General features: G+C 59.6%; 14 protein-coding genes. 5 read left to right on the top strand and 9 right to left on the bottom strand.

Annotated features, from left to right (window positions below; all coding sequences use genetic code 11):
- Positions 1-25 precede the first annotated feature (25 nt).
- Both DM813_RS03110 and oadA read left to right on the top strand, forming a co-directional pair.
- Positions 26-1,441 carry an acetyl-CoA carboxylase biotin carboxylase subunit gene (locus DM813_RS03110; protein ID WP_128321966.1) on the top strand — a complete coding sequence of 472 codons (1,416 nt, stop codon included), beginning with the start codon at positions 26-28 and terminating at the stop codon, positions 1,439-1,441.
- A gap of 11 nt (positions 1,442-1,452) precedes the next feature.
- A complete protein-coding gene (oadA, locus tag DM813_RS03105) occupies positions 1,453-3,261 on the top strand; it encodes a sodium-extruding oxaloacetate decarboxylase subunit alpha (protein ID WP_128321965.1) in 1,809 nt (602 codons plus the stop codon).
- Positions 3,262-3,359: 98 nt separating this feature from the next.
- Here oadA and DM813_RS03100 read toward each other — a convergent pair whose 3' ends face one another.
- Genes DM813_RS03100 through DM813_RS03090 form a run of 3 tightly spaced genes read right to left on the bottom strand, consistent with a single transcriptional unit; the run spans position 3,360 to position 5,138 of the window.
- Positions 3,360-4,034, bottom strand: a complete 675-nt coding sequence (locus DM813_RS03100) for a GNAT family N-acetyltransferase (RefSeq protein ID WP_128321964.1) — start codon at positions 4,032-4,034, stop codon at positions 3,360-3,362.
- 16 nt (positions 4,035-4,050) lie between these two features.
- Positions 4,051-4,497: a GNAT family N-acetyltransferase gene (locus tag DM813_RS03095; protein ID WP_128321963.1), complete on the bottom strand. Its 447-nt coding sequence runs from the start codon at positions 4,495-4,497 to the stop codon at positions 4,051-4,053.
- Between the two features lie 11 nt (positions 4,498-4,508).
- Positions 4,509-5,138: an FMN-binding negative transcriptional regulator gene (locus tag DM813_RS03090; RefSeq protein WP_128321962.1), complete on the bottom strand. Its 630-nt coding sequence runs from the start codon at positions 5,136-5,138 to the stop codon at positions 4,509-4,511.
- 90 nt (positions 5,139-5,228) lie between these two features.
- Between DM813_RS03090 and DM813_RS03085 the strand changes: the two genes are divergently transcribed.
- Together DM813_RS03085 and DM813_RS03080 are read left to right on the top strand one after the other, a co-directional pair.
- Positions 5,229-6,776 (top strand): PLP-dependent aminotransferase family protein, encoded by a 1,548-nt coding sequence (locus tag DM813_RS03085; protein ID WP_128321961.1) that lies wholly within the window; start codon positions 5,229-5,231, stop codon positions 6,774-6,776.
- Between the two features lie 113 nt (positions 6,777-6,889).
- Complete coding sequence (locus DM813_RS03080; protein WP_128321960.1) at positions 6,890-7,336, top strand: hypothetical protein; 447 nt, start codon at positions 6,890-6,892, stop codon at positions 7,334-7,336.
- 55 nt (positions 7,337-7,391) lie between these two features.
- Here the strand turns inward: DM813_RS03080 and DM813_RS03075 are convergent, their stop codons facing one another.
- The 5 genes from DM813_RS03075 to aspA all read right to left on the bottom strand — a co-directional run bounded on the left by DM813_RS03075 (position 7,392) and on the right by aspA (position 13,302).
- A complete protein-coding gene (locus DM813_RS03075) occupies positions 7,392-8,492 on the bottom strand; it encodes a polyamine ABC transporter substrate-binding protein (RefSeq protein WP_128321959.1) in 1,101 nt (366 codons plus the stop codon).
- Positions 8,489-9,535, bottom strand: coding sequence for a histone deacetylase family protein (locus DM813_RS03070; protein WP_128321958.1), 1,047 nt, complete (start codon positions 9,533-9,535; stop codon positions 8,489-8,491). Before DM813_RS03070 ends, DM813_RS03075 begins: the two co-directional genes overlap by 4 nt.
- Before the next feature lie 142 nt (positions 9,536-9,677).
- Positions 9,678-10,670, bottom strand: a complete 993-nt coding sequence (locus DM813_RS03065; RefSeq protein WP_128321957.1) for an AraC family transcriptional regulator — start codon at positions 10,668-10,670, stop codon at positions 9,678-9,680.
- 57 nt (positions 10,671-10,727) lie between these two features.
- Entirely contained in the window at positions 10,728-11,720 is a 993-nt protein-coding gene (locus DM813_RS03060) for an asparaginase (protein ID WP_128321956.1), read from the bottom strand.
- A gap of 157 nt (positions 11,721-11,877) precedes the next feature.
- The gene (aspA, locus tag DM813_RS03055; protein ID WP_128321955.1) at positions 11,878-13,302 is read right to left on the bottom strand and encodes an aspartate ammonia-lyase; all 1,425 of its coding nucleotides are present in this window, start codon (positions 13,300-13,302) and stop codon (positions 11,878-11,880) included.
- A gap of 178 nt (positions 13,303-13,480) precedes the next feature.
- Here aspA and DM813_RS03050 point away from each other — a divergent pair, with 178 nt between their 5' ends.
- Positions 13,481-14,392, top strand: coding sequence for a LysR substrate-binding domain-containing protein (locus DM813_RS03050; protein WP_128321954.1), 912 nt, complete (start codon positions 13,481-13,483; stop codon positions 14,390-14,392).
- A gap of 3 nt (positions 14,393-14,395) precedes the next feature.
- Here DM813_RS03050 and DM813_RS03045 read toward each other — a convergent pair whose 3' ends face one another.
- Positions 14,396-15,031 carry a hypothetical protein gene (locus tag DM813_RS03045; RefSeq protein WP_128321953.1) on the bottom strand — a complete coding sequence of 212 codons (636 nt, stop codon included), beginning with the start codon at positions 15,029-15,031 and terminating at the stop codon, positions 14,396-14,398.
- Between the last annotated feature and the right edge of the window lie 264 nt (positions 15,032-15,295).

Genomic DNA, 15,295 nt, shown 5'->3' with positions numbered 1-15,295 from the left:
TTCTAGCGGCCTTGGGAATACTCCAGTGATAAAAAAGATCCTGATCGCCAACCGCGGTGAAATTGCTGTTCGAATCGTGCGTGCCTGCGCCGAGATGGGCATTCGCTCCGTGGCGATCTACTCCGACGCCGACCGCCACGCCTTGCACGTCAAACGTGCCGACGAGGCTCACAGCATTGGTGCCGAGCCCCTGGCCGGTTACCTGAACCCGCGCAAGCTGGTGAACCTTGCAGTGGAAACCGGTTGTGATGCCCTGCATCCCGGTTACGGTTTTCTGTCAGAGAACGCTGAGCTTGCAGACATTTGTGCCGAGCGCGGTATCAAGTTCATCGGTCCGGCAGCCGAAGTCATTCGCCGCATGGGCGACAAGACCGAAGCCCGTCGCAGCATGATCAAGGCTGGTGTACCGGTAACGCCGGGCACCGAAGGCAACGTTGCCGACATCCACGAAGCCCTTTCCGAAGGCGAGCGCATCGGTTATCCGGTGATGCTCAAGGCTACTTCGGGTGGTGGCGGCCGCGGTATTCGTCGCTGCAACAGCCGCGAGGAGCTGGAGCAGGCATTCCCGCGGGTGATTTCCGAAGCGACCAAGGCATTTGGTTCGGCGGAAGTCTTCCTGGAAAAATGCATCGTCAACCCGAAACACATCGAGGCGCAGATCCTCGGTGACAGCTTCGGCAACGTTGTGCACCTGTTCGAGCGCGACTGCTCGATCCAGCGCCGCAACCAGAAGCTCATCGAGATTGCCCCAAGCCCGCAGCTGACTCCTGAACAGCGCGCCTACATCGGCGACCTGTCGGTGCGCGCAGCCAAGGCCGTGGGCTATGAGAACGCCGGTACCGTGGAGTTCCTGCTCGCCGATGGCGAGGTGTACTTCATGGAAATGAACACCCGGGTGCAGGTGGAACACACCATCACCGAAGAAATCACCGGTATCGACATCGTTCGTGAGCAGATCCGGATTGCCTCGGGCCTGCCGCTGTCGGTCAAGCAGGAAGACATCCAGCATCGCGGCTTTGCCCTGCAGTTCCGGATCAACGCTGAAGACCCGAAGAACAACTTTTTGCCCAGCTTCGGCAAGATCACCCGTTATTACGCACCCGGCGGCCCCGGCGTTCGTACCGATACGGCGATCTACACCGGCTACACCATTCCACCGTTCTACGACTCCATGTGCCTGAAACTGGTGGTCTGGGCGTTGACCTGGGAAGAAGCCATGGACCGTGGCCTGCGCGCCCTGGACGACATGCGCGTACAAGGGGTGAAGACCACCGCCGCGTATTACCAGGAAATCCTGCGCAATCCGGAATTCCGTAGTGGCCAGTTCAATACCAGCTTCGTTGAAAGCCATCCGGAATTGACCAACTACTCGATCAAGCGCAAACCCGAAGAGCTGGCCCTGGCCATCGCTGCCGCCATCGCCGCCCACGCAGGCCTGTGAGGAATCCCATAATGTCCAAGAAAATCTTTGTAACCGACACAATCCTGCGCGATGCCCACCAGTCCCTGCTGGCCACCCGCATGCGCACCGAAGACATGCTGCCGATCTGCGACAAGCTCGACAAAGTCGGCTACTGGTCGCTGGAAGTCTGGGGCGGCGCGACCTTCGACGCCTGCGTGCGCTTCCTCAAGGAAGACCCGTGGGAGCGTCTGCGCAAGCTGCGCGCGGCCCTGCCTAACACCCGCCTGCAGATGCTGCTGCGTGGTCAGAACCTGCTCGGCTACCGTCACTACAGCGACGATGTGGTCAAAGCGTTCGTGGCCAAGGCTGCTGTCAATGGCATCGACGTGTTCCGTATCTTCGACGCCATGAACGATGTGCGTAACCTGCGTGTGGCCATCGAAGCCGTGAAAGCCGCTGGCAAACATGCCCAGGGCACCATTGCCTACACCACCAGCCCGGTGCACACCATCGACGCGTTCGTGGCCCAGGCCAAGCAGATGGAAGCCATGGGTTGCGACTCGATCGCGATCAAGGACATGGCCGGCCTGCTGACCCCTTATGCCACGGGCGAATTGGTCAAGGCTCTGAAAGCCGAACAGTCGCTGCCAGTGTTCATCCACTCCCACGACACCGCCGGCCTGGCTGCCATGTGCCAGCTCAAGGCGATCGAGAACGGTGCCGACCACATCGACACCGCGATCTCCAGCTTTGCCTGGGGCACCAGCCATCCGGGTACCGAGTCGATGGTCGCGGCGCTCAAGGGCAGCGAATTCGACACCGGTCTGGACCTGGAACTGCTGCAGGAAATCGGCCTGTACTTCTATGCTGTGCGCAAGAAGTACCACCAGTTCGAAAGCGAGTTCACCTCGGTAGATACCCGCGTGCAAGTGAACCAGGTGCCAGGCGGGATGATTTCCAACCTCGCCAACCAGCTCAAGGAGCAGGGCGCGCTCAACCGCATGAACGAAGTGCTGGCAGAGATCCCGCGCGTTCGTGAAGACCTCGGCTTCCCGCCGCTGGTGACTCCGACGTCGCAGATCGTCGGTACCCAGGCGTTCTTCAACGTGCTGGCTGGCGAGCGCTACAAGACCATCACCAACGAGGTGAAGCTGTACCTGCAAGGCGGTTACGGCAAGGCCCCGGGTGTGGTCGACGAGACCCTGCGTCGTCAGGCCATCGGCAGCGAAGAAGTAATCGACGTGCGTCCGGCCGACCTGCTCAAGCCGGAAATGACCAAGCTGCGTGCCGATATCGGCAACCTGGCCAAGTCCGAAGAAGACGTGCTGACCTTCGCCATGTTCCCGGACATCGGGCGCAAGTTCCTCGAAGAGCGCGAAGCCGGCACCCTGACGCCAGAAGTGCTGCTGCCGATTCCGGAAGCAGGCAAGGTGGCCTCGGCTGGTGGCGAAGGTGTACCGACCGAGTTCGTCATCGACGTCCACGGCGAAACCTATCGCGTAGACATCACGGGTGTGGGCGTCAAGGCCGAAGGCAAGCGTCACTTCTACCTGTCCATCGACGGCATGCCGGAAGAAGTGGTGTTCGAGCCGCTCAACGAATTCGTCGGCGGTGGCAGCAGCAAGCGCAAGCAGGCCAGCGCACCGGGCCATGTCAGCACCACCATGCCAGGCAACATCGTCGATGTGCTGGTCAAGGAAGGTGACATGGTCAAGGCCGGCCAGCCGGTGCTGATCACCGAAGCCATGAAGATGGAAACCGAAGTCCAGGCCGACATCGCCGGCAAGGTGGTTGCCATCCACGTGGCCAAGGGTGACCGGGTCAACCCGGGCGAGATCCTGATCGAGATCGAAGGCTGATTTTCAGGCCTTCATCTACAAGCGGTTAACCTCTGGGGGGCATATGCCTCCCTTTTTTTTGCGCTTTTTTCCTCAAGTGAGCGCTACACGCTCAATTGTCAGCGAGCTGCGCGACAGGCTTCCAGTGTTTGCACCTGTCCAGTCGGGCGCTGATTGTCTTCCCCCAACCAGCGCTCGAACCCCGCCGCGATCGCCGGCCATTCATCGTCGGTAATCGAGAACCAGGCGGTGTCGCGGTTACGGTCCTTGATCACCATGTGCTTGCGAAACACCCCTTCAAAGCTGAAGCCGAAGCGCTCCGCCGCTCTTTTCGAACGGGCGTTGTCGTTGTTGCACTTCCATTCCAGGCGACGGTTACCCAGTTCGAACGCCAGCTTGCTCAGCAGGTAGACCGCTTCGGTGCCCCTGGGCGTGCGTTGCATGGCGGCGCCAAAGGCGATGTGGCCGACCTCTATGCGACCCTGATCGGGCACGATCGACATCAGACTGAGAATCCCCTGGGTCTGGCCGCTGGCGCTATCGATGACGCTGTAGAACAGCGGGTCACTGCTGGCGGCGTTGCTGTCGAGCCAATGGTCGAAGTCTTCGCGTTCGGTGAAAGGCCCGTAGGCCAGGTAATCCCAGAGTTTCGGGTCAGCGTCGGGCCCCTGGAATACCTGCCAGAGGTCTTCCCGATCGCGGCGGGGATCGAGTTTTTCCAGGCGAATGAAGCGCCCGACCAGGGTTGTGGGGTGTGGGCGCTTGGCCGGGTGCCAGTTCAACGGTGCACTCATGTAATGGCTCCTGGGCTTACAGTGGTTTGCGAAACTGGATAAAGCCAGGCCGCTCGGCGACTTGTTCATAAAGGCTGATCGCAGTGGCGTTGGTTTCGTGAGTCAACCAGTGCACCTTGGCGCAACCTGCCGCCTTGGCCGTAGCGTAGACGTATTCGATCAGCTGGCGGCCGACGCCGAGGCCGCGCAGTTCGCTCTGGACATACAGATCCTGAAGGTAACAGGAGTTCTCGATGCTCCAGTTGGAGCGGTGATAGATCCAGTGGACCATGCCCACCGCCTTGCCATCTACCCAGGCCAGCGCGGCATTGGTTGGTTCGGTAGGGTCGAGCATGCGTTGCCAGGCGACCGCGGTCACCTCATCGGCGATGCGGGTCTCATAGAAGCGTTGATAGGCTTGCCACAGTGGCAGCCAGGCGCTGTGGTCATCGGCAGAAACCGGGCGGATCGTAACGCTGGGCATGGGAGATTCCTTCACGATTGGCGCATCACTGCGGCCAGTTGGTTGTCCAGAGGGTCGGTGCTGCTGGCCAGGCGCGTACGCACACCTTCGATATCGATGGCAGAACGGTTCTGGCTGAGTTTGCGGGTGCCTTGCAAGCGTTCGATGGGCAGGGCGAAGCCGACGATGGCCTTGAGCATGCCGGCCATGTAGTCAGCGGGCGCTTCATCCACCGACCAGGGCTTGGCCTGGGATTGTTCATGGCGATCGCTCAGGCGCCTTACGATATCCAGCAGGGACTTGGCGTCGTGGTAGACCTCGGCCTTGCCCCAGGCGTGCACGCTGACGTAATTCCAGGTGGGCACGGTGCGTGGGTCCTGAGCCTTACTGGGGTAGTAGCCGGCGCTGACATACGCATCCGCCCCGGCAAACACCACCAGGGCTTCGGCGCCATTCTCCAGCTCCTGCCACTGTCGGTTGGCGCGGGCGAAGTGACCGTACAGCGTGCCATTACTGCCTTGGCTGCGATCGAGCAGCAAGGGCAGGTGGCTGGCCTGCAGGCCCTGTTCGCCGTGGGTGACGAGTACGGCCAGGCGCGTCTGTTCGATCTGCTGCTGCAGTTGATCGAGGTCGGTTTCCTTGAAGCTCGAAGCTGTGTACATGCGGATTGTCCTTGGCGAATGGTTCAATCCTAGGCAGGCTATTGGTCTATGGTAAGAGCCATTTCCAGCTAATTTCATAGGTCCATTGTCATGAGTGAGCGTCCATTCAGCCTTCCGTTCGACCCTACGGGCATTGTGCTTGACCGGCGCCAGGGGTTGAGCCGTCAGCTGTATCAGGCGTTGCGCCTGCGCGTGCTGGATGGCCGCCTTAGCAGCGGCACGCGCCTGCCGGCCACGCGAGACATGGCGAACGCGTTGGCGCTTTCGCGTAACAGCGTGGTGCGCGCCTACGACCAGTTGTACGCCGAGGGTTTTATCGAAAGCCGGGTGGGTGACGGCACCTACGTCAGCCAGCTGCCAAAACTATCCACAAAAGTATCCACAGGGTTATCCCTGGGTTTTTCCACAGGGTTATCCACAAAATCGCTCGGAAATACTGAGTATTTGTCCAGTAAAGTTATCCACAGCGGTCCGCTTGGCCGGTTGGAAAACAACCATTTGCCCGCACCTAAAAGCGGCCCGCCCAGGGCATTTCGCGTCGGTTTACCGGCGCTTGATCTCTTTCCTTTCGACGTCTGGGCCAAGCTGCAGGCGGGATTCTGGCGCAATCCGGATCCAGCGACGCTGGGCTACGGTGATCCTGCGGGTGAGCCGCAACTTAGGGAGCTGATTGCCACCTATCTGCGTCGATCACGTGGGCTTTCCTGCGTTGCTGAACAAATTGTGATCACCAGTGGTGCGCAGCAAGCCATCAGCCTTTGTGCACAGCTGTTGATGGAAGTGGGGGATAGGGTGGCTGTGGAAAACCCGGGCTATCGAGCTGCTGGGCACGCATTTGCGGCGGCTGGTGCTCACGTCGTGGGTGTGCCTGTTGATAGTGAAGGGCTGGACTGCTCGGTGTTGGAGTCGTTCGATAACTGCAAGCTGGCCTATGTCACACCGGCTCATCAGTACCCTACGGGTGTAACCATGAGCCTGCCCAGGCGCCTCGCTCTGCTTGACTGGGCGCAACGCAACGACAGCTGGATCATCGAGGATGACTACGACGGTGAATACCGGTATGACGGCGCCCCACTCGCGCCCCTGGCTGTGCTTGACCGAAATGAACGGGTTATCTATGTGGGTACGTTCGGCAAGATCGCGTTTCCGGCATTGCGCCTGGGTTATCTGGTACTGCCCGAGTCGCTCATGCACGCGTTTTCCTGGGCGCGCGCATTGAATGTGCGCCATTCCGAAGTGGCCACGCAAAGCGTCATGGCACAGTTCATGATTCAGGGCCACTTCCAGCGACACATCCGGCGAATGCGCCGTGCGGCCCTGGCGCGCCGCGATGCATTACTCAAGGCATGGCCGCAGGATATACCGGGTGTGGGTGCGATGCCGGTAGTTTCGGCTGGATTACACCTGACCCTGTCAGTAGAAGGGCTCGAGCGTGAGCGTGAATTGGTAACTGAGGCAGAAGCCGTTGGCGTCGAACTCAATGCCTTGAGCAGTTACTGGTTGCCGAATAGCTGCGGCCCAGTAGAACAGCAGGCAGGGTTGGTGATTGGATTTGCTGCGGTGCCAGAAGCTCATATAAAAGAGGCGGCAGAGCGCCTTGTGAATGCCTGGTTGAAACCTCAGAAACTATCGAGGTAATCGTTAAATATCAACTGATATATCTGATGGGGGACGTGTTGTAGTTCTCGCCTATATATTCGTGATCGTTTGGGTATTACATCTAATTTTAATGTAGTCGGAAAGATACGATCATGAATAGTCGGGAATGTGTTAAAGATGCCATTGAGAAGGTCAGGTGCGGGGTTGCGACGGCTCAATGCGAAGACCATCTGGTAGCGCTCATTGATGGTAAATTATTTCAGGGTTCTGTGACTGTGGTTAAATATCCTGGTACGAAAGTTGTGATAGCCTTCATGAAAAAAGGCAGCAGCAATCATATTATCGATTTTGCTGTAGATACGGATATTGAAAGTGGCAGGCACTTGATCCAGCCATACGATCTCGGCGGGAAGGTAACCGCCGGCTACAGTATTGACACTGAGGGTGCGCCGTTTCTTAATTATGTGGCCGATCTGGGTGGGGCTGAAATACTTTATAGGGATGATGGTAGCTTTTCTGGCAGCTTTACGTTTAGGCTGGAAAACAACGATGCCTTTGAATCGATAACCAGTGCAAAGTTCTGGGTAAGGGAATTTTGAATTAAAGTCAGAGCGCCCGCCCCTGTTTTTCGACAGGGGCGGGCTGATGCTTTTATCAGGTACCAGCCTTTATCTTGGTCCAGGCTCGCGTACGCGCACGTTCCGCATCACGGGCCAGGGGCTTCAGGGTGTACAACTTGGCCATGGCCTCTTCAGTGGGATAGAGGTTCGGGTTGTTGCGTATGGCCGGCGTTACCAGTTCAGTGGCGTCCTTGTTCGGGTTCGGGTAACCGACAAAATCGCTGATCGGGGCAATCACCTTGGGCTGCAACAGGTAGTTGATGAAGGTGTAGGCATCCTCCGGGTTGGCGGCGCCCTTCGGAATGGCCAGCATATCGAACCAGATCGGCGCGCCTTCCTTGGGCAGGCGCATGTCCACGACCACACCGTTTTTGGCCTCAAGCGCGCGATTGGCCGCCTGCGAGAAGCTCCCCGAATACCCCACCGCCACGCAGATGTCGCCGTTGGCGATATCCGCCATGTATTTGGACGAGTGGAAGTAAGTAACGTGCGGGCGGATCTTCAGCAGCAACGCTTCGGCTTTCTTGTAGTCATCCGGCTTGCCGCTGTTCGGATCCAGGCCCAGGTACTGCAATGCAAGCGGCAGGATCTCGGACGGGGAGTCGAGCAGCGCTACGCCACATTGCTTGAGCTTGGCGATGTTCTCTTCCTTGAATATCAGGTCCCAGCTGTCCACCGGCGCGTGGTCACCGAGCACGGCCTTGACCTTGGCCGGGTTGAAGCCAATCAACACCGTGCCGTACATGTAGGGCACGGCGTATTTGTTGCCGGGATCATTGGCCTCGATCAGCTTCATAAGCTTGGGGTCGAGGTGTTGCCAGTTTGGCAGCTTGCTGCGGTCCAGAGGCTGGAACACCCCGGCCTCGATCTGCTTGGCCAGGAACACGTTGGACGGCACCACTACGTCATATCCGGAGTTGCCGGTCAGCAACTTGGCTTCGAGGGCTTCGTTGGTGTCGAAGATGTCATAGATCAGCTTGACCTGGCTGTCTTTCTGGAAGTCCACCAGCGTTTGCGGGGTAATGTAGTCGAACCAGTTGTAGACCCGCAGCGTGCGCTGCTCGGCGGCCTCGAGGCTGCCGACCAGCAGGGCGCTGCAGAGCAGGGGTGCAAGTAGACGCTTGACGCGGTTCATGGCCGAGTGCCTTGCTGGCCGCGCTCAAAGCCTTCGAGCACGTTAACCGCGTTGATACCGATTTCTTCGACGGCATAACCGCCTTCCATGACGAACAGGGTCGGTTTGCCAAGGCGGGCAATGCGTTCGCCCATCTTCAGATAATCGGGGCTGTCGAGTTTGAACTGGGAAATCGGATCGTCCTTGAAGGTATCGACGCCGAGCGACACCACGACGACGTCGGGGGCATACGCGGCAATCCGCTCGCAGGCCTGATCCAGGGCATTGCCCCAGGCCGCCCAGTCGCTGCCGGCTGGCAGTGGGTAGTTGACGTTGTAGCCCTGGCCTGCACCTTCGCCTTCTTCATCGGCATAACCCAGGAAGAACGGGAATTCGGCTTGCGGGTCACCATGAATCGAAGCGAAGAGCACATCGCTGCGCTGGTAGAAGATCTCCTGGGTGCCGTTGCCGTGGTGGTAATCCACATCGAGGATGGCCACTTTGCGATGGCCCTGGTCGAGAAAGGCCTGCGCGGCAATGGCGGCGTTGTTCAAGTAGCAGTAGCCACCCATCACATCGCTGGCAGCGTGGTGTCCTGGCGGCCGGCACAGGGCAAACGCGCTGTGTGCGCCGGCCTGGATGGCCGCTTGAGCAGTCAGGGCGACTTGCGCTGCGCTGTAGGCGGCCTGCCAGGTGCCGGCGGTGATCGGTGCACCGGCATCGAAGCTGTAATAACCCAGTTCACCGTGCAGGCCTTTGGGTTTGATGCTGCGCAGGGTGCGTGCGGGCCAGGTGAACGGCAGAAGGTCGCCGTCGTGACCGAGTTCGGCCCAGCGTTGCCAGGCACCTTCAAAGAAGTTCAGGTAATCGGCACTGTGCACCCGCAGCAGTGGGGCGCGGCCAAAGTCTGCAGGACCTTGCACCGGGCCCAGCTCACGGGTTTTGACGCGTTCCAGCACATGGTCAGCGCGCGAAGGCATTTCGAAGCAAGGCATCAATTGCCCGTCGATCAGCTCGCAACGGCCGTGGTGAAGGTGATGGTCATCCGAATAGATAGTCAGCATTTGTTGTTCTCCGAAGTCACTGGCGTGGCGCCATTGTTCATGGAGCCGCTTCGGTTCAGAACGACGCAAACGGCCAAAAGGGGATCAATATGGCCAACCTGCGTGTCCGGATTTCGCCCTTTGACGGTGCGACGTGCGCTGATCAGGCGCGGAAATGGCTGGGGGCTACACCACTCCAGCGTAAAAAAGCGTGGCGGAAACTGGCGGTTTCACTAAAGCCCAGCGCTTCGGCAATCTGGTAGATCGGCAACTGGTCCTCGGCGAGCAACTGTTTGGCCCGTTCGAAGCGTAGCTCATCAAGCAATTGTTGATAGCTGCTGCCCAACTCCTGCAGGTGGCGGCGCAGGGTGCGCGACGAGCAGTTCATTTGCCGCGCCAGACCTTCGAGCCCGGGTGCTGCATTCAACTGTTCGAGCAGCAACTGCCGGATGCGCCCGAGCCAGGCCTGGCGGCCGGTGAACTCCAGGTTCTGGCGGCGGCAGCGTTCACTCATGGCCCGGTGGGTGATCTGGTCGGCCAGTGGCAGCGGTTTATCCAGCCAGCGGCGTTCGAAGGCGAAGGCGTTGTCACTGGCATCGAATTGCAGTGGGCAAGCAAACGTCTGCGCATACAGCGCCTGGTAATCCGGGGCGGCGTGCACAAAGCGGGCGGCCAGCAAGGGCAGTGGTTGCCCGAGCAGGTCATCGCAGATGACCTTCAGCGAGGTCAGGCAGAACTCGGCGTTGAACGCGGCCAGGTGCGGCTCTTCCCGATAATTGCTGGCGCTGAACCAGATACGTTCGCCGTCTTCGATCAGGCGCAATTGGAAAAGTGTTCCCAGAAGCGCCGGGTACTGCATGGCCAGGCGTAACGCGTCACCTAAGGTGGCACTGGAGAGCAGGGCGTAACCGAGCATGCCGTAGCAGGAAACATGCATGCGCCGCCCCAGCTCCAGGCCCACTTCACGGCGCTGGGCCACGGCATTGGCGCATACCAGCATCTCTTGGCGCGTGGTGATGCGCGAATCTGCACGGCCCAGATCTGCGGGGCTGATGCCGCTACCGTCGAGCAGCGCCGCCGGGTCTACGCCGTCGTTCTGGAAAGCTTGAAGCACCAGAGAAACGGCGTTGAGGGTCGTGAGGTGTGAGTGGAGCATGGTTGTTTCCTGCTGAAGGGCTACCGGCAAGCGAGCAATATGCGTGCCTTGCCGCTTTTAGCGCAGTTCCCCACAGAGGTCCTGCTCGATCAGGTGTCGAACGTCTTCGGTTGGCAAGCCCGCGCCGAGCAGCAATTGCAATTTGCCGAAGACAGCTTCCCGGGTCATGCCGCCCCCGGAGAGCACCCCGACCTGGCGCAAGCGGCTGCCGGCTTCATAGACATCCAGCTCTACACCGCCTTCATGGCACTGGGTGATTGCCACGACCACCACGCCCTTTGCCTGGGCCTGGGCGAGGGCAGCGAGAAAATCCGGATTGTCGGCAGGGCCGGTACCGCTGCCGAAGCACTCCAGAATCAGGCCTTGGGCGCCACTGTCGAGCACCGTGTGCAGCAGGTTGGAGTTGAAACCCGGCACCAGCGGTAACACCGCTACGCTGGCCGGCTGTTTTGGCTGTCGGCAGTCGAGTTTCGCTGGCAAATGATCTGCAGGCATGGCACCGCCAAAGCGCTTGAGCTGGACGAAAGGGTGTCGACCAAAACTGCGTACTTTGGCCGTGCGCAGCGGGTCGAGCAGTTCACCATGGAAGTAAAGCTGCACGCCCGATGGCAGGCCGCCGGCCAGCGCCTGCAGGGCACCGAGAAGATTCTCCCCGGCATCACTGTCGGCCACACCGGCCGGCAGCATGGAGCCGGTGAACAGCACGGGGGCGTCAAGCCCCAACAATTGGAAGCTCATGGCTGCAGCGCTGTAGGCCAGGGTGTCGGTGCCGTGCAGGATCAGCGCCGCATCGCAGCCTTGAACATCGACGGCATCAATGACGGCTTCGCGCAGGCGTTGCCAGTAGTGCGGTGTCATGTTGGCGCTGTCGATCAGCGGCTGCATTTCGCGAAAATGCCACAGCGGGATTCCCGTAAGGCCGGCCAGTTGTTCGCGCATCCGCTGCTCGAAGCCCGAGGCTGGAGCAAGCCCGTTGGCGCCTGCCTGCATACCGATGGTACCGCCGGTATACAGCACCATGATCTTGCGGGCGGGGTGTACGGTTGCCATGGCACGGTCTCCGGGGGCAGCTTGAAATGAGCTGGTTACACTACGCCATCCGTCGTTGTTGCGGGCATAAAAAAAGGGCCCGGGGACTGATCCCAGGGCCCTCAAAAGGTGAGAGGTGTCTAGTCCCTCGACCTGGTGAGCGGTGTTACAGCATCGGTTACGCTTTGAGCGGCACCAGACGCGGAGCAATCATGTTTTCCGGACGCAGGATGTCGGTGAGCATCTCTTCGTCCAGCAGGCCTTCCTCGCGGACCAGTTCCAGCACACCACGGCCGCTTTCCAGGGCGATGGCAGCGATACGGGTGGCGTTTTCGTAGCCGATGTACGGGTTCAGGGCGGTGACCAGGCCGATAGAGTGTTCGACCAGTTCACGGCAGCGCTGTTCGTTGGCAGTGATGCCGACGATGCAGTGCTCGCGCAACATGTCCATGGCGCGCTGCAACAGGCGGATCGAATCGAAGATCTTGTAGGCGATCAGCGGTTCCATGACGTTCAGCTGCAGTTGGCCGCCTTCGGCAGCGACAGTCAGGGCCAGGTCGTTGCCCATGATGGCGAAGGCCACCTGGTTAACGGCTTCCGGGATTACCGGGTTGACCTTGCCTGGCATGATCGAGCTGCCTGGCTGACGCGCTGGCAGGTTGATTTCATTGATGCCGGTACGTGGGCCGCTAGACAGCAGGCGCAGGTCGTTGCAGATCTTCGACAGTTTGACTGCGGTACGCTTGAGCATGCCGGAGAACAGGACGAAGGCGCCCATGTCGGAGGTGGCTTCGATCAGGTCGGCAGCCGGTACCAGCGGCTGGCCGCTGATGGTCGCCAGGCGCTGTACGGCCAGGGCCTGGTAGCCAGGGTCGGCGTTGATGCCGGTGCCGATGGCGGTACCGCCCAGGTTGATTTCGGTCAGCAGTTCCGGAGCCAGCGAGCGCAGGCGCTGCAGGTCTTCGGTCATGGTGGTGGCGAAGGCGCGGAATTCCTGGCCGAGGGTCATCGGCACAGCATCCTGCAGCTGGGTACGGCCCATTTTCAGTACGTGGCTGAACTCTTCACCTTTGGCAGCGAAGGCCTGGATCAGGCTGTCGAGGCTGGCCAGCAGGGCGTCGTGACCGAGCAGCAGACCCAGACGGATCGCGGTCGGATAGGCGTCGTTGGTCGACTGCGCCATGTTCACGTCGTTGTTCGGGTGCAGGTATTTGTACTCGCCTTTCTGGTGGCCCATGGCCTCCAGCGCGATGTTGGCGATTACTTCGTTGGCGTTCATGTTGGTAGAAGTACCAGCACCGCCTTGAATCATGTCGACCACGAACTGCTCGTGGTAGTCACCGCGGATCAGGCGGGCGCAAGCCTCGCTGATGGCGGCGTGTTTCGCATCGCTCAGGTGACCCAGCTCGCGGTTGGCGTCAGCAGCGGCCTGCTTGACCATGGCCAGCGCTACAACCAGTTTAGGGTAGTGCGACAGTGGAACACCGGAGAGGTGGAAGTTGTTGGCAGCGCGCAGGGTCTGGATGCCGTAGTAGGCATCAGCCGGGACTTCAAGGGTGCCAAGCAGATCTTTTTCGACGCGGAACGATGCAGCAGCGGACATGATAAATATCATCTCGAGTTTGACCCGGCACATGCCGGAATGGCGCTAATCCTAGGCCTGCGCCGATTTTGCGGCCAATGCTGTTGCACGCTAACCTATGCACAAACGGCATAATGGTTGATGTGACGCCAACCGACATTCGAGCGTGTGCCATTTTGGTGCATGCCTGGAGAGACAGATGAACCTCGAAAGCAAATGGCTGGAAGACTTCAGTGCCCTGGCGGCGACCCGTAGCTTTTCTCAGGCGGCCGAGCGCCGTTTTGTGACCCAGCCGGCCTTCAGCCGCCGTATACGCAGCCTTGAGGCCGCATTGGGGTTGACCTTGGTCAACCGCTCGCGAACGCCGATCGAGCTGACGGCTGCCGGGCAGTTGTTCCTGGTTACGGCACGTACTGTTGTTGATCAACTGGGTGAAGTGTTGCGCCATTTGCATCACCTGGAAGGCGGGCAGGGCGAGGTGATTCAGGTGTCTGCCGCTCACTCCCTGGCCTTGGGCTTCTTCCCGCGGTGGATTGCTCAGCTTCGCAACGAAGGTTTGAACATCGCAACCCGGCTGGTGGCCACCAACGTCGGCGATGCGGTGCATGCCTTGCGTGAGGGCGGGTGTGACCTGATGTTGGCGTTCTACGATCCGGATGCTGCATTGCAGATGGACCCCGAGATATTCCCGTCACTGCATATGGGACATACCGAGATGCTGCCGGTGTGCGCTGCTGACAAAGACGGAACGCCGTTGTTTGACCTTGAAGGCGAGGGTAGCGTGCCGCTACTGGCATACAGTGCCGGGGCGTTCCTCGGGCGTTCGGTCAATCTGTTATTGCGCCAGCGTAACCTGCGATTCACCACGGTTTACGAGACGGCGATGGCGGACAGTCTTAAAAGTATGGCCTTGGAGGGTTTGGGGATCGCATGGGTGCCGAGGCTATCGGCGCGGGCGGAATTGGAGCGGGGTGAGCTGGTTATCTGTGGCGGCCCCCAGTGGCATGTGCCACTGGAGATCCGCCTGTATCGCTGTGCACTGGTGCGCAAGGCCAATGTGCGATTGCTTTGGCGCAAGCTGGAGTCGGCAGGCGGTCAAGAACCGGTCTGAAGTTCAACTGGAATAATAGTTTATGTAGTCCGCTATATTCTGGCGGTTCTTGTCGCTGTAGCGATAGCAATTGGAGCGCAGTGAGAGGCGCGTTTCAAAGGTGTAGGTTTCGCAAAACCAGCCGTTGAAGTTGACCTCGGCGTCATTATGGGTGGCTGAAAACAAGTGCCCCAGCTCATGGGCTGGCGCTACAAAGGTTGCGAGCGAGGCTATGGCGGTAGTTTGTTTAACATAGGCCAGGCCGGCCAGTAAGCCCGATTCACTTTTATCATAGGGCTCCTTGGTGAGCAGGATGGACTTGTTCAGGTACGAGGGGGAGCGTTCTCGTTGATGATCTATATCTGATGATTGATTCGAGAACATTGCGAGGAGCGATGCAGCACTCATGCTTGAATAAGTGATATCGGTGATGCCGGGCACGTTGCGTTCAAAGATGACCTCTATCGGGTGGTTGGTTATCAAGCGCATCTCGTCGATCCAGTGCTGAAAATAATCCTTGTTCAGCTGTGCGTCGCTGATATCGGCGAGATCGTCGTGGGCATAGACCCAGACCACCAGGGATCTGGCAGCCGTCGCCGAAGGCAGGTACAGGGTAAAGAGTAGTGCGAGCAGAATGCCCAAAGGTCTTAATGCAGTCATAGTGGCGTCCTCCATTGACGCTGTAGCGCTGGGAGGTCTCAAGTTAAAGTCGCTATTACAGGAGTGGCAGCAGGAAAAGCTGGCTGGAGTGATCCGGCGATCCCCCCTGTTTTGACTCGAGAGTCAGCCTGACCCCCGAAAAATAAGGGCGGCAGTTGGTCTGCCAAGTGCATCAAAGCTGCGCCTTTGCGATATACTGCGCGGCCTTCGGTCGGTCTCCCCCGGCCCTAATTCGCATAACAAGCCACGCCGGTTGTCCCGCGT

The sequence above is a fragment of the Pseudomonas alkylphenolica genome, assembly GCF_004025535.1.
GTDB lineage: Bacteria > Pseudomonadota > Gammaproteobacteria > Pseudomonadales > Pseudomonadaceae > Aquipseudomonas > Aquipseudomonas alkylphenolica_A.
Note: the sequence above shows the minus strand (reverse complement) of the source record. Positions and strands in the feature narration are given on the sequence as shown.

What these genes read in the sequence shown, in the direction of transcription:
- oadA (WP_128321965.1), top strand. Translation starts at nt 1,453, where the DNA reads ATGTCCAAGAAAATCTTTGTAACCGACACAATCCTGCGCGATGCCCAC.
- DM813_RS03100 (WP_128321964.1), bottom strand. Translation starts at nt 4,034, where the DNA reads ATGAGTGCACCGTTGAACTGGCACCCGGCCAAGCGCCCACACCCCACA.
- DM813_RS03095 (WP_128321963.1), bottom strand. Translation starts at nt 4,497, where the DNA reads ATGCCCAGCGTTACGATCCGCCCGGTTTCTGCCGATGACCACAGCGCC.
- DM813_RS03090 (WP_128321962.1), bottom strand. Translation starts at nt 5,138, where the DNA reads ATGTACACAGCTTCGAGCTTCAAGGAAACCGACCTCGATCAACTGCAG.
- DM813_RS03085 (WP_128321961.1), top strand. Translation starts at nt 5,229, where the DNA reads ATGAGTGAGCGTCCATTCAGCCTTCCGTTCGACCCTACGGGCATTGTG.
- DM813_RS03080 (WP_128321960.1), top strand. Translation starts at nt 6,890, where the DNA reads ATGAATAGTCGGGAATGTGTTAAAGATGCCATTGAGAAGGTCAGGTGC.
- DM813_RS03075 (WP_128321959.1), bottom strand. Translation starts at nt 8,492, where the DNA reads ATGAACCGCGTCAAGCGTCTACTTGCACCCCTGCTCTGCAGCGCCCTG.
- DM813_RS03070 (WP_128321958.1), bottom strand. Translation starts at nt 9,535, where the DNA reads ATGCTGACTATCTATTCGGATGACCATCACCTTCACCACGGCCGTTGC.
- DM813_RS03065 (WP_128321957.1), bottom strand. Translation starts at nt 10,670, where the DNA reads ATGCTCCACTCACACCTCACGACCCTCAACGCCGTTTCTCTGGTGCTT.
- DM813_RS03060 (WP_128321956.1), bottom strand. Translation starts at nt 11,720, where the DNA reads ATGGCAACCGTACACCCCGCCCGCAAGATCATGGTGCTGTATACCGGC.
- aspA (WP_128321955.1), bottom strand. Translation starts at nt 13,302, where the DNA reads ATGTCCGCTGCTGCATCGTTCCGCGTCGAAAAAGATCTGCTTGGCACC.
- DM813_RS03050 (WP_128321954.1), top strand. Translation starts at nt 13,481, where the DNA reads ATGAACCTCGAAAGCAAATGGCTGGAAGACTTCAGTGCCCTGGCGGCG.
- DM813_RS03045 (WP_128321953.1), bottom strand. Translation starts at nt 15,031, where the DNA reads ATGACTGCATTAAGACCTTTGGGCATTCTGCTCGCACTACTCTTTACC.